This window comes from Pelomonas nitida, assembly GCF_043555975.1.
GTDB classification, from domain to species: domain Bacteria; phylum Pseudomonadota; class Gammaproteobacteria; order Burkholderiales; family Burkholderiaceae_C; genus Pelomonas; species Pelomonas nitida.
Window position 1 is genome coordinate 331,846 of record NZ_JBIGIA010000004.1, and the last position, 12,847, is coordinate 344,692.

General features: G+C 68.5%; 11 protein-coding genes. 10 read left to right on the forward strand and 1 reads right to left on the reverse strand.

Features of this window, described 5'->3' with window-relative positions; all coding sequences use genetic code 11:
• Window positions 1–5 precede the first annotated feature (5 nt).
• The 10 genes from ACG00X_RS07415 (at window position 6) to ftsZ (ending at window position 12,382) form a co-directional block, all read left to right on the forward strand.
• The gene (locus ACG00X_RS07415) at window positions 6–1,385 is read left to right on the forward strand and encodes a UDP-N-acetylmuramoyl-tripeptide--D-alanyl-D-alanine ligase (RefSeq protein WP_394487440.1); all 1,380 of its coding nucleotides are present in this window, start codon (window positions 6–8) and stop codon (window positions 1,383–1,385) included.
• The gene (gene mraY / locus ACG00X_RS07420) at window positions 1,375–2,553 is read left to right on the forward strand and encodes a phospho-N-acetylmuramoyl-pentapeptide-transferase (RefSeq protein ID WP_394487425.1); all 1,179 of its coding nucleotides are present in this window, start codon (window positions 1,375–1,377) and stop codon (window positions 2,551–2,553) included. Before ACG00X_RS07415 ends, mraY begins: the two co-directional genes overlap by 11 nt.
• A gap of 4 nt (window positions 2,554–2,557) precedes the next feature.
• On the forward strand, window positions 2,558–4,300 hold the full coding sequence (gene murD, locus ACG00X_RS07425; RefSeq protein ID WP_394487426.1) for a UDP-N-acetylmuramoyl-L-alanine--D-glutamate ligase: 1,743 nt from the start codon (window positions 2,558–2,560) through the stop codon (window positions 4,298–4,300).
• A gap of 71 nt (window positions 4,301–4,371) precedes the next feature.
• Complete coding sequence (gene ftsW / locus ACG00X_RS07430) at window positions 4,372–5,553, forward strand: putative lipid II flippase FtsW (RefSeq protein ID WP_394487442.1); 1,182 nt, start codon at window positions 4,372–4,374, stop codon at window positions 5,551–5,553.
• The gene (murG, locus tag ACG00X_RS07435; protein ID WP_394487427.1) at window positions 5,550–6,635 is read left to right on the forward strand and encodes an undecaprenyldiphospho-muramoylpentapeptide beta-N-acetylglucosaminyltransferase; all 1,086 of its coding nucleotides are present in this window, start codon (window positions 5,550–5,552) and stop codon (window positions 6,633–6,635) included. The genes ftsW and murG overlap by 4 nt, the downstream gene beginning before the upstream one ends.
• Window positions 6,632–8,020, forward strand: a complete 1,389-nt coding sequence (murC, locus tag ACG00X_RS07440; RefSeq protein ID WP_394487428.1) for a UDP-N-acetylmuramate--L-alanine ligase — start codon at window positions 6,632–6,634, stop codon at window positions 8,018–8,020. Before murG ends, murC begins: the two co-directional genes overlap by 4 nt.
• Complete coding sequence (locus tag ACG00X_RS07445) at window positions 8,017–8,988, forward strand: D-alanine--D-alanine ligase (RefSeq protein WP_394487430.1); 972 nt, start codon at window positions 8,017–8,019, stop codon at window positions 8,986–8,988. The genes murC and ACG00X_RS07445 overlap by 4 nt, the downstream gene beginning before the upstream one ends.
• Before the next feature lie 4 nt (window positions 8,989–8,992).
• Window positions 8,993–9,820: a cell division protein FtsQ/DivIB gene (locus ACG00X_RS07450; RefSeq protein ID WP_394487431.1), complete on the forward strand. Its 828-nt coding sequence runs from the start codon at window positions 8,993–8,995 to the stop codon at window positions 9,818–9,820.
• Between the two features lie 8 nt (window positions 9,821–9,828).
• Entirely contained in the window at window positions 9,829–11,058 is a 1,230-nt protein-coding gene (gene ftsA / locus ACG00X_RS07455; protein ID WP_394487432.1) for a cell division protein FtsA, read from the forward strand.
• An 82-nt stretch (window positions 11,059–11,140) separates the two neighbouring features.
• Window positions 11,141–12,382, forward strand: a complete 1,242-nt coding sequence (gene ftsZ / locus ACG00X_RS07460; protein ID WP_394487433.1) for a cell division protein FtsZ — start codon at window positions 11,141–11,143, stop codon at window positions 12,380–12,382.
• Between the two features lie 87 nt (window positions 12,383–12,469).
• On the opposite strand, the gene ACG00X_RS07465 is transcribed toward ftsZ, so the two are convergent.
• Window positions 12,470–12,775, reverse strand: coding sequence for an alpha/beta hydrolase (locus ACG00X_RS07465; RefSeq protein ID WP_394487434.1), 306 nt, complete (start codon window positions 12,773–12,775; stop codon window positions 12,470–12,472).
• Window positions 12,776–12,847 lie beyond the last annotated feature (72 nt).

Below are 12,847 nucleotides of genomic sequence, written 5' to 3' on the forward strand. Positions count from 1 at the left end.
ACTTCCTGACGCTCTCAGACGCGCAGGCGCTGCTGCCCGGCTCCACGCTGGTCGGTGACGGCGCGACCGGCTTCGCCCGCGTGCACAGCGACACCCGCACGCTGCGCGCCGGCGACCTGTTCGTCGCACTGCGCGGCGAGCGCTTCGACGCGAACGACTTCCTCGCACAGGCGAAGGCCGCTGGCGCCGTGGCGGCGCTGGCCGAACGCGGCCTGCTTGAGGCCGGCCTGCCCGGCCTGCTGGTGCCCGACGCCAAGGCCGCGCTGGGCCAGCTCGCCGCTGCATGGCGGCGTCAGCAGCAGCTGCCCGTCATCGCCGTCACCGGCTCCAACGGCAAGACGACGACGACGCAGATGATCGCCAGCATCCTGCGCGCCTGGGTGGGCGGGGATGCGCTGGCCACCGAGGGCAACTACAACAACGACATCGGCGTGCCGTTGACGTTGCTGCGCCTGCGCCATGACGACGAGACCAGCCACCGTGCCGCCGTCGTCGAGCTGGGCATGAACCACCCCGGCGAGATCGCGCCGCTGGCCGCGATGACGGCGCCCAGCGTGGCGCTGGTCAACAACGCGCAGCGCGAGCACCAGGAGTTCATGGCCACCGTCGAGGCCGTCGCGCGCGAGAACGGCGCGGTGCTCGAAGCGCTGTCGCCCAGCGGCTGCGCCGTGTTTCCCGCCGAGGACGCCTGCGCGCCGATCTGGTTCGAGATGGCCGGTGCCCGCCCGCACCTGACCTTCGCGCTGCGCGGCGAGGCCGATGTGACCGGTGCCGCCCAGTGGCAGGGTTCGCACTGGGCGCTGGAGCTGCACACGCCGGCTGGCACCGTGCCCGTTGCGTTGGCGATGGCCGGCGAGCACAACGTGCGCAACGCGCTGGCCGCTGCCGCCTGTGCGCTGGCCGCGGGCGCGCCGCTGTCGGCCATCCGGCAGGGGCTGGAAGCCTTTCGCGCCGTGAAGGGCCGCTCCGAGCTCAAGCGCGACGCGCAGGGCCGCACGCTCATCGACGACAGCTACAACGCCAATCCCGACAGCGTGCGTGCCGCCATCGACGTGCTGGCCGGCCTGCCGGGCGACAGCTGGCTCGTGCTCGGCGACATGGGCGAGGTCGGCAACGACGGCCCGGCCTTCCACCGCGAGGTCGGCGCCTACGCCGCCGAGCGCGGCATTGCGCACCTCTGGACGGCCGGCAGCGCCGCTCGCGACGCTGCGGCGGCCTACGGTCCGAGCGCGCGCGCTTTTGACAACACGGCCGCGCTGATTGCGGCCCTCACGGAACAACCCGGTGTGAGCCAGACCCTGGTCAAGGGCTCGCGCTTCATGAAGATGGAACAAGTGGTCGCTGCATTGCAAACCGCACGAGACGGAGGCCCGCATGCTGCTTAGCCTCGCCCAATGGCTGCAAGGCCTCTACCCGGATCTGGGCTTTCTGCGGATCTTCAACTACATCACCTTCCGCGCCGTCATGGCCGCGATGACGGCGCTGCTGATCGGCCTGGCCTTCGGGCCCTGGGTCATCCGCCGCCTGACCGCGATGAAGATCGGCCAGCCCGTGCGCGCCTACGGTGTGCAGGCCCACCTGGCCAAAAGCGGCACGCCCACCATGGGCGGCGTGCTGGTGCTGATCGGCATCGGCGTGTCCACGCTGCTGTGGTTCGACTGGAGCAACCGCTTCGTGTGGGTGGTGATGCTGGTCACGATGGGCTTCGGCGCCGTGGGCTGGGTGGACGACTGGCGCAAGGTCGTCGACAAGAACCCCGAGGGCATGCGCAGCCGGGAGAAGTTCTTCTGGCAGTCGCTGATCGGCCTGTTCGCCGCCATCTACCTCGCGTTCAGCGTGTCGGAGACCAGCTTCCTGGGCGTCGTGCAGTTGTTCTTCCGCTGGATCTCCAGTGGCTTCTCGACGGATCTGCCCCCGAAGGCCGACCTTCTGATCCCGTTCTTCAAGACCATCTCCATGCCGCTGGGCGTGTGGGGCTTCGTCGCGCTGGCGTACTTCGTCATCGTCGGCACCAGCAACGCGGTGAACTTCACCGATGGCCTGGACGGCCTGGCCATCATGCCGGTGGTGCTGGTGGGCTCGGCGTTGGGGCTGTTCGCCTACCTGACCGGCTCATCGGTGTTCTCCAAATACCTGCTGCTGCCCTACATCCCCGGGGCCGGCGAGCTGCTGATCTTCTGCGCGGCGATGTCGGGCGCGGGCCTGGCCTTCCTGTGGTTCAACGCCCACCCGGCCCAGGTCTTCATGGGTGACGTCGGTGCCCTCGCGCTGGGCGGCGGCCTGGGCACGCTGGCTGTCATCACGCGCCAGGAAATCGTGCTGGGCATCATGGGCGGCATCTTCGTGGCCGAAGTGCTGAGCGTCATGCTGCAGGTGAGCTGGTTCAAGTTCACGAAGAAGCGCTTCGGCGAGGGCCGACGCATCTTCAAGATGGCGCCGCTGCATCACCACTTCGAGAAGAGCGGCTGGAACGAGACGCAGGTCGTCATCCGCTTCTGGATCATCACGATGCTGCTGTGCCTCGTCGGCCTGGCGAGCCTGAAGCTGCGGTGATCGCATGAAGCTGGACCTGCCGCAACTCTTCGAACAGCGCGTGCTCGTGCTGGGCCTCGGGGACTCCGGTCTCGCGATGGCCCGCTGGTGTGCGCGCTTCGGCGCGCAGGTCACCGTGTGGGACTCGCGCGCCCAGCCGCCGCAGCTCGCGGCGCTGGGCGACACCGCCGCCTTTGTCACCGGCGAGCTGACGGCCGAGCAGGTTGCCGGCTTCAACGCCGTGTTGAAGAGCCCGGGCCTGTCGCCGCTGGATGCGCGGCTGAAGGCCGTCTACGAACATGGCCCGGCCGTGCGCGGCGAGCTGGACCTGTTCGCCGATGCGCTGGCCGCACTGAAGGCCCAGCACGGCTACGCGCCCGCCGTGCTGGCCATCACCGGCACCAACGGCAAGACCACCACCACCTGCATGACCGGCCTGCTCGCCGAGCGTGCCGGCAAGCGGGTGGCCATCGCGGGCAACATCGGCCCCACGTTGCTGGACACGCTGACCGAGGCGCTGGCTCAGGAGCCCGATCCCGCACCGGCCGACGCGCCGGCAGACGCCGAACCTGCGTTGCTGGCCGAGGTTGCCGACGCGCCCCCCGCTGACGAGGACGCGGTGGAGCCCACCGACGACAACGACGAGGGGGCCGAGATCGCCGAGCCCGCAGCAGACATCGCCACGCTGCCGGACATCGACGCGCCGCTGCCCATCGACCCGCCGCCGCCGCGCGGCCCGGTGTTCGAGACCTTGCCGGACGTCTGGGTGCTGGAGCTGTCCAGCTTCCAGCTCGACGGCGTGAGCAATTTCGAGCCGACGGCCGGCGCCGTGCTGAACCTGACGCAGGATCACCTGGACTGGCATGGCGACATGGCCGCCTACGGTCGCGCCAAGGCCCGCATCTTCGGCCGTGAGTCGGTCATCGTGTCCAACCGCGACGACGCCGAGGTCGAGCGCCTCGTGCCGCAGCCGGTGTTCGTGAAGGGCTCGCGCGGCAAGCCCGGCCGCACGGTGTCGCGCCGCGTCGTGCGCTTCGGCCTGAACGCGCCGACCGCACCGGGTGACTTCGGCCTCGTCGACGAAGGCGGCCTGGCCTGGCTGGTGCGCGCCCGCGAGCTGGACCCGACGATCAAGAAGCGCAAGGGCGACGAGCCCGAGCCGCTCGTCATCCAGCGCCTGATGCCTGCCGACGCGCTGCGTGTGCGCGGCCGCCACAACGCCGCCAATGCGCTGGCCGCCCTCGCACTCGCGACGGCCGCCGGCTGCGAGCTGGCGCCCATGCTGCACGGCCTGCGCGAGTACCGCGGCGAGCCGCATCGCGTGGAGCCGGTGGGCATGATCGATGGCGTCGAGTTCTTCGACGATTCCAAGGGCACCAATGTCGGCGCGACGGTGGCCGCCATTTCCGGCCTGGGCGCCGACCGCGCGCCTGCCAAGCTCGTGCTCATCCTTGGCGGCGACGGCAAGGGCCAGGACTTTGCGCCGCTGGCCGATGGCGTTCAGCGTCACGCGCGCGCCGTCGCCCTGATCGGCCGCGACGCGCCGCAGATCGAGGCTGCGCTGGCCAACACGGGCGTGCCCCTGCAGCGCCTGGACACGCTCGAAGCCGCCACGGCCTGGTGCCTGGCGCAGGCCAAGTCGGGTGACAGCGTGCTGCTCAGCCCGGCCTGCGCGAGCCTGGACATGTTCCGGAACTACGCCCACCGCGCCGAGGTCTTCGTGGCCACCGTGCAGCAACTGGCGGACGACCGTGGGGTGACGCTGTGAACGCCACGCTGAGCCACTTCACGACCCGGCTGCAGGCGCTGTGGCGGCGCGACGGCAGTGAGGACGCCAGCGTGCCGGTGCGCGACTGGGTGTCGACTTCGGGCGGCCGCCCGACGCGGCTGCAGGGCTTCGACATCACCATGGTCTGGGTGGTGCTCGCGCTGATGGCCTTCGGCCTGCTGATGGTCTATTCCGCCTCCATCGCGCTGCCGGACAGCCCGCGCTTCGCCAAGTACCTGCCCACGCATTTCCTGACCCGCCATGTGGTGGCCATCGGCTTCGGGCTGCTGGGTGGGCTCGTCACTGTGCAGATTCCGGTCTCGCTGTGGGAGCGTTACGCGCCGTGGGTGTTCGTCGTGGCGCTGGCGTTGCTGGTGGCCGTGCTGATTCCGGGTCTGGGCAAGGTCGTCTACGGCGCGCGGCGCTGGATCCCGCTGGGCGTCATGAACTTCCAGCCCAGTGAGCTGGCCAAGTTCGGCATCGCGCTGTATGCGGCCAACTACATGATGCGCAAGATGGACGCCCGGGAGAACTTCTTCCAGGCCGTCACGCCGATGGCCATCTCGCTGGCTTTTGTCGGCCTGTTGCTGCTGGCCGAGCCCGACATGGGCGCCTTCATGGTGATCGCGGCGATCGCCATGGGCATCCTGTTCCTGGGCGGCGTCAACGGCCGCATGTTCTTCCTGATCGTCGCCGTGCTGCTGGGCGCGTTCGTGCTGATGATCACGCTCAGCGACTTCCGCCGCGAGCGCATCTTTGCCTACCTCAACCCCTGGGACGACAAGTACGCGCAGGGCAAGGCCTACCAGCTGACACACAGCCTCATCGCATTCGGCCGTGGCGAGTGGTTCGGGCAAGGACTGGGCGGCAGTGTCGAGAAGCTGCACTACCTGCCCGAGGCGCACACCGACTTCCTGCTGGCCGTCATCGGCGAGGAGCTGGGCTTCGTCGGCGTGGCGGTCGTGATCCTGGCGTTTTTCTGGCTGACGCGCCGCTGCTTCCTCATCGGTCGCCAGGCCATCGCGCTGGACCGCGTGTTCGCGGGCCTGTATGCGCAGGGCATCGGCATCTGGATGGGCGGCCAGGCCTTCATCAACATGGGCGTGAACCTGGGCGCACTGCCGACCAAGGGCCTGACGCTGCCGTTGATGAGCTTCGGCGGCTCGGCCATCCTGATGAACTGCGTCGCGTTGGCCGTCGTGTTGCGGATCGACCTGGAAAACAGGCAACTCATGCGTGGAGGCCGGTCGTGAGCGGCAAACATCTTGTCGTCATGGCGGCCGGCACGGGCGGGCATGTCATTCCTGGTCTCGCGGTGGCCGAGGAGATGCAGCGCCGCGGCTGGACGGTGTCGTGGATCGGCACGCCGCATGGCATGGAGAACCGGCTGGTGCCGGCACGCGGCATCGAGCTCGATGCGCTGCCGTTTGCCGGCATGCGCGGCAAGGGCCTGAAGCACGCGCTGCGCGGCGTGGTCGGCTTCTTCAAGGCTTTCGCCCAGGCGCGCGGCGTCTATGCCAGGCGTGGCGCCACGGCCGTGCTGGGCATGGGTGGGTATGTCTGCGTGCCGGCGGGGCTGGCGGCGGTGTTCGGCAATCGGCCGCTGCTGCTCGTCAACGCCGACGCCGCCATGTTGAAGAGCAACCTGGCGCTCAAGCCCTTCGCGCAGCGCATCGCCTTCGGCTTTGACGGCGTTGCGGCGGCGTCGACGCACGGCGCGGTCGTCAGCGGCAACCCGGTGCGCGCCGAGATCGAGGCGCTGCCCGCGCCGGCCGAGCGTCTGGCCGATCCGGCCCGTGCCTCGGGGCCGCTGCGGCTGCTGGTGCTGGGCGGCTCGCTGGGCGCGCGCGCGCTGAACCAGGTGTTGCCCCAGACGCTGGCGCTGTGGCCCGCGGAGCAACGCCCGCAGGTGTTGCACCAGGCCGGGCAGGACCACCTCGGCGCCGTCTGGCAGGCCTATACCGATGCCGGCCTGGTGGCCGAAGTGCGGCCGTTCATCGACGACATGGCGGCCGCGCTGGCCTGGGCCGATGTCGTCGTGTGCCGCGCCGGCGCCATCACGGTCAGCGAGCTGTGCGCGGCCGGCTGTGCCGCGGTGCTGGTGCCGCTGGTGGTCAGCACCACCTCGCACCAGCGCGACAACGCCATCTTCATGGCCCAGCACGGCGCAGCCATCCATCTGCCGCAGGCCGAGCTCACGGCCGCGCGGCTGCATGAGTTGCTGGCGGGGCTGGACCGCAGCGCGCTGTTGGCCATGGCGGAGAAGGCCCGCTCGCTGGCGCGCCCACGCGCGGCGGCCCGTGTGGCGGATGAAATCGAGGGCATGGTGAAGTGAAGCACGCCGTTCAGAAACTGCATTTCGTGGGTATCGGTGGTGCCGGCATGAGCGGCATCGCGGAGATCCTGCACAACCTCGGCTTCGAGGTCAGCGGCTCCGACGCTGCCGAGAGCGCCACCACGCAGCGCCTGCGCTCGCTGGGCCTGCGCGTGGAGATCGGTCACGCCGCGCCGCACATCGGCGACGCGCAGGCGCTGGTCACCAGCACGGCGGTTGCTGCGGACAACCCGGAAGTGCTCGCGGCACGTGCTCGCCACGTCCCGGTGGTGCCGCGCGCCGTGATGCTGGCCGAGCTGATGCGCCTGCGCCGTGGCGTCGCCATCGCCGGCACGCACGGCAAGACGACGACCACGTCGCTGGTCACGGCCATCCTGGTCGAGGCCGGGATGGACCCCACCTTCGTCATCGGCGGCAAGCTCAATGCGGCGGGCGCCAACTCCCGCCTGGGGCAGGGCGAATTCATCGTCGTCGAGGCGGACGAGAGCGACGCGTCTTTCCTGAAGCTCAGCCCCGTGCTGGCCGTCGTCACGAACATCGACGAAGACCACATGGACACCTATGGGCATTCGGTGGAGAAGCTGCACGAGGCCTTCGTCGAGTTCCTGCACCGCATGCCGTTCTACGGCGCCGCGGTGGTGTGCGCCGACGACCCCGGCGTGCAGGCCATCCTCGGCCGCATCGAGCGCCCGGTCGTTTGCTACGGCCTGGCGGACGGCGCGAGCGTGCAGGCGGTTCACGTGCGCGCCCTGGCCGGCGCTCAGATGAGCTTCACCTGCCGGCGGGAGGGCGCGGCCGACCTCGACGTGCTGTTGAACCTGGCCGGCGAGCACAACGTGCGCAACGCGCTGGCGGCGATTGCCGTCGCGACCGAGCTGGGCTGCGACGACGTGGCCATCCAGAAGGGGCTGGCCAACTTCTCGGGTGTGGGCCGCCGCTTCGAGAAGCATGGTCAATGGCCCGCGGCCGATGGCGGCCACTTCGAGCTCATCGACGACTACGGCCATCACCCTGTCGAGATGGCTGCCGTGCTGGCGGCCGCACGTGGCGCCTACCCCGGCCGTCGGCTGGTGCTGGCGTTCCAGCCGCACCGCTACACGCGCACGCGGGACTGCTTTGCCGACTTCGTGCGCGTGATGCAGGGCGCCGACGTGGTGCTGCTGACCGAGGTGTACTCGGCCGGCGAGTCGCCGATCGACGGCGCCACGGGCACGGCGCTTGCCAAGGCCGTCGGTACTCCGCATTTCGTGCGCGCCGTGGCCGACATGCCCGCCGCACTTGCCGCACTGGCGCGTGATGGCGACGTCGTCATCGGCATGGGCGCGGGCTCGATGAGCGGCCTGCCGGCCCTCGTCGCGGCACATTTCCAAGGAGGTGCAGCATGACTGCTCCCATCGATCTGAACATTGATGCCGCAGCGCTCGGCAAGGTGGCCGTGCTGTTCGGCGGCCACAGCGCAGAACGCCCGGTGTCGCTGATGAGCGGCAACGGCGTGCTCGCAGCATTGCGATCCATCGGCGTTGACGCCCACGCCTTCGACCCGGCCGAGCGGCCGCTGCAGGCGCTCAAGGACGAGGGCTTCGCGCGCGCCTTCATCGCGCTGCATGGCCGCGGCGGCGAAGACGGCACGCTGCAAGGCGCGCTGGAGTGGCTGGGCATTCCGTACACCGGCTCGGGCGTGACGGCGTCCGGCGTGGCCATGGACAAGACCATGACCAAGCGCGTCTGGGCCAACGAAGGCCTGTCCACGCCGCAATACCTGGCTCTGACGCGTGCGGAGCTGACGCGCGAGCGCATCCGCCGCATTCCCGACGAACTGGGGCTACCCGTCGTCGTGAAGCCGCCGCACGAGGGCAGCAGCATCGGCATCACCAAGGCGGCCGGCTATTCCGACATGCAGGGTGCGGTGGATCTCGCGCTGGGCTTCGACGACGAACTGCTGTTCGAGCAGTGCATCGACGGCCCGGAGGTCACCTGCGCCGTGCTGGGCCAGGGCGCTGCGGCGGTGGCGCTGCCCGTCGTCGAGATCCGTGCCGAGGGCGGTGACTACAGCTACGAGAACAAGTACGTCTCCAACGACACCAAGTACCTGTTCGGCACGTTGCCGGCCGCGCTGGAAGCGCAGATCCAGCAACTGGTGCTGAAGGCCTACCGGCTGCTGGGCTGCCGCGGCTGGGGGCGGGCCGACCTGATGCTGCGCCGGCAGGACATGAAGCCCTTCTTGCTGGAGATGAACACCAGCCCGGGCATGACTTCGCATTCGCTGGTGCCCAAGGCGGCGCAGGCCGTCGGCATCGACTACCCGCACCTGTGCCTGTGGCTGCTGTCGCAGGCCCGCCTGGATCGCGCTTGAACTGATGAACTCCGCCGCCGCCACGGTCGCGCTGCCCCCGGACATCCGCCTGATGAATGCGGTGTCGGGGCTGCTCGCCATCGCCATGCTGGCGACGGCGGCCTGGGGCCTGGTGCGGTGGGTGGTGCGGCTGCCGGCGTTCAACTTCCGCGCCATCCAGGTCGAGGGCGATGTGAGTCGCAACGGCGTGGCGTCGCTGCGGGCGAATGCGCTGCCCCGTCTGCACGGCTCCTTCCTCAGCATGGATCTGGCGGAAGGCCGTGCGGCGTTCGAGGCGGTGCCTTGGGTGCGGCGTGCGCAGCTGCAACGCAGCTGGCCGCTGCAACTCAAGGTCACGCTGGAGGAGCACCGCGCGGCCGCCTTCTGGGAGGCGCGCCCCGACGGCGCCGACGCGGCGACCGAGGCGACGGCGGATCGCGCGCTGGTCAACAGCTTTGGTGAAGTGTTCCGGGCCAGCCTCGACGATGTCGAGGGCGAAGACTTGCCGGTGCTCGCCGGCCCGCCGCATTCGGCCGGCGACATGCTGCGCATGTGGCGTGCGCTGCAGCCTGCGACCGACAAGCTGGGGGAGCGGCTGGAGCGGCTGGACCTGTCGGGGCGGGGCTCCTGGCGCGCCAGCTTCGGCAGTGGCCCCGTCATCGAACTGGGCCGGGGCACCCAAGCGGAGGTGGTCGAGCGCTTCGATCAGTTCGCCCGCTCCATTTCGCAGGTCACGTCGACTTACCACAGCCCGCTGCTGTCGGCCGATCTGCGTCACGCCGATGGCTATGCCGTCAGGCTGCGCGGCGTGACGACGCAGATCTCGGGTAAACCCGTAAATAGAAAACGTTGAGGACAGACATGGCCAAGGAATACAAGGATTTGGTCGTCGGACTGGATATCGGGACCGCCAAGGTCATGGCGGTGGTGGCCGAGGTTTTGCCGGATGGTGAATTGCGCATCGCCGGTCTGGGTGTGGCGCCGTCTCACGGCCTGAAGCGCGGCGTGGTCGTGAATATCGACGCCACCGTCCAGTCCATCCAGCAGGCCCTGAAAGAGGCCGAAATGATGGCGGACTGCAAAATTTCCCGGGTTTACACCGGGATTACCGGTAGTCATATCCGCGGTCAGAACTCCACCGGCATGGTCATCGTGCGCGACAAGGAAGTGACGCCGGTGGATGTGACCCGGGTGGTCGAAACCGCCAAGGCCATCAATATCCCGAACGATCAGCGGCTGCTGCTGGTGGAGCCGCAGGAATTTGTCATCGATGGCCACGAGGTCAAAGAGCCCATCGGCATGAGCGGTGGCCGCCTGGAAGTCAAGGTCCATATCGTGACGGGCGCCCAAAGCGCGGCTGAAAACATCGTCAAATGTGTGCGCCGCTGCGGGCTCGAAGTCGATCAGCTGGTTTTGAACCCGAGCGCGTCCAGCCATGCGGCGCTGACCGCCGACGAGCGCGACCTGGGGGTTGCGCTGGTGGATATCGGCGCCGGCACCACCGATGTCGCCATATTCACGGGCGGCTCGATCCGCCACACCGCCGTCATTCCGATTGCTGGCGACCTGATCACCTCGGATATTGCGATGGCGCTGCGCACGCCGACCAAGGACGCCGAGGAAATCAAGGTCGAATATGGCGTGGCCAAGCAGCTGCTGGCCGACCCGTCCGACCAGGTCGAGGTGCCAGGCCTCGGTGACCGCAGCCCGCGCATGCTGTCCAAGCAGGCGCTGGCGGGCGTCATCGAGCCGCGCGTCGAGGAAATCTTTTCACTCGTTCATCAGGTCATCCGGGAATCCGGATATGAAGAACTGTTGTCGTCCGGCATCGTGCTGACCGGCGGGTCCGCCGTCATGCCCGGCATGGTGGAGCTGGCCGAAGATATTTTTCTAAAACCTGTCCGCCGCGGGCTCCCCACCTATTCCGGCGCTCTTTATGACATGGTCGCCAATCCCCGCTCGGCGACAGTCATGGGCTTGTTGGAGGAAGCTCGGCTGTCGCGCAGCCGGGGTTTCAAGGCCGCGCAGCAGGCGGGCTCGGTGCAAACGCTGCTCGGACGTGTCAAAGATTGGTTCATGGGCAATTTTTGATCGCCATGAGCCAGATTTTTTGTTTCAGGAACTAGTCATCCATTGAGTGCCACGGCACAATTGCACCAGTTAGGAGGTTGTTATGCCCATCGAGATGATCGAAGAGTTTGACCAAGGCACCCAAATCAAGGTGATCGGGGTCGGTGGTGGTGGCGGCAATGCCGTGGACCACATGATCGCCCAGGGCGTTCAAGGCGTCGAATTCATCTGCGCCAATACCGATGCACAAGCACTGAACCGCTCCAAGGCGGATCAATTGCTGCAGCTCGGCTCCACGGGCCTGGGCGCTGGCGCGAAACCAGAAATGGGCAAATCCGCAGCCGAAGAGGCCGAAAATCGGATTCGCGAATCCATCGCCGGCGCCAATATGCTGTTCATCACCGCCGGCATGGGCGGCGGCACGGGTACCGGCGCGGCGCCCGTGATTGCGCGCATCGCCAAGGAAATGGGCATCCTGACGGTGGGCGTCGTGACCAAGCCGTTCGAATTCGAAGGCGGCCGGCGCGCCAAGGCGGCGGATGCCGGCCTGGCCGAATTGGAAGCCAATGTCGACTCGCTGATCGTCGTTTTGAACGACAAGCTGCTCGACGTGCTGGGCGACGACGTCACGCAAGATCAAGCCTTCGCGCACGCCAATGACGTGCTGAAGAACGCCGTTGGCGGCATTTCGGACATCATCCACATCCCTGGCCTCGTCAACGTCGACTTCGAAGACGTGAAGACCGTCATGAGCGAGCCGGGCAAGGCCATGATGGGCACGGCCCAGGCGACCGGCCCGGATCGCGCGGCCAAGGCGGCCGAGGCGGCCGTGGCCTGCCCGCTGCTGGAAGGTATCGATCTGTCCGGCGCGCGTGGCGTGCTGGTGCTGATTGCCGCCGGCCGCAGCAACTTCAAGCTGAGCGAGTCGCGCAACGCGATGAACGCCATCAAGCGCTATGCGTCCGAGGAAGCGCACGTCATCTTCGGCACGGCCTATGACGAGAGCCTGGGCGACGCCCTGCGCGTGACGGTCATCGCCACCGGCCTGACGGCGGGCCGCGCTCGCCAGCAGGCGCCGCTGCAGGTCGTCCAGACGCAGCAGGTCGTGCGTAACGGCACCGACGGCATGCCCATGCCGGTGTTGACGCAGACCGTCGCGATGGCCGCGCCGGCGGTGGCGCCGGCCAATGTGGGCCTGGGCCTGGGCGACTTCGCCAATGCCAATGTGCCCAGCGTGTGGCGCCATGGCCGCTCGGGCAGCGCCGCCGCCAAGGTCGAGGCGCTGTCGTCCAACGGCATGGACGAAATCGAGATCCCGGCCTTCCTGCGCAAGCAGGCGGACTGAGCGCTCGCACGCATCACCCCCCCTGACGACAAGAAGGGCAGGCCCGCAAAGGCCTGCCCTTTTTCATTGCTGCGCGGCGCGTGCGGTTCAGGCGGGCTTGCCGGTGGCCAGGAAGGCGGCGGTCTGTGCGATGACCGCGGTGTCCGCCAGCAGCCGGCGGTGCCCGAGGTTGGCGGTCTGCACGAGCGTCGAACCGGGCCAGGCGGCGTGCAGCGCCGTCGCCGCCGCGAACGGCACGGTGCGGTCCTGCAGGTCGTGCAGGATCAGGCCAGGGTGCCGCAGGCCGTTGCGCAGGCGCTCGAGGTCGACGCGGCCCAGCGGCGTGCCGATGAACCGCTCCCCCGAGTTCGACACCAAACAGCCGTTTCGAGCGTTTTCCGCCAGCGGGTCCATTTGGAATCAACAACTTAGGCGCGCATTGGTCGATTTTCTGTAGTGGCACGTTTGCTTATTTGGTGTGTTGGC

Coding starts and splice junctions, on each gene's coding strand:
- ACG00X_RS07445 (WP_394487430.1), top strand. CDS start 8,017: ATGACTGCTCCCATCGATCTGAACATTGATGCCGCAGCGCTCGGCAAG.
- ftsZ (WP_394487433.1), top strand. CDS start 11,141: ATGCCCATCGAGATGATCGAAGAGTTTGACCAAGGCACCCAAATCAAG.
- murD (WP_394487426.1), top strand. CDS start 2,558: ATGAAGCTGGACCTGCCGCAACTCTTCGAACAGCGCGTGCTCGTGCTG.
- mraY (WP_394487425.1), top strand. CDS start 1,375: ATGCTGCTTAGCCTCGCCCAATGGCTGCAAGGCCTCTACCCGGATCTG.
- ACG00X_RS07465 (WP_394487434.1), bottom strand. CDS start 12,775: ATGGACCCGCTGGCGGAAAACGCTCGAAACGGCTGTTTGGTGTCGAAC.
- ftsA (WP_394487432.1), top strand. CDS start 9,829: ATGGCCAAGGAATACAAGGATTTGGTCGTCGGACTGGATATCGGGACC.
- ACG00X_RS07450 (WP_394487431.1), top strand. CDS start 8,993: ATGAACTCCGCCGCCGCCACGGTCGCGCTGCCCCCGGACATCCGCCTG.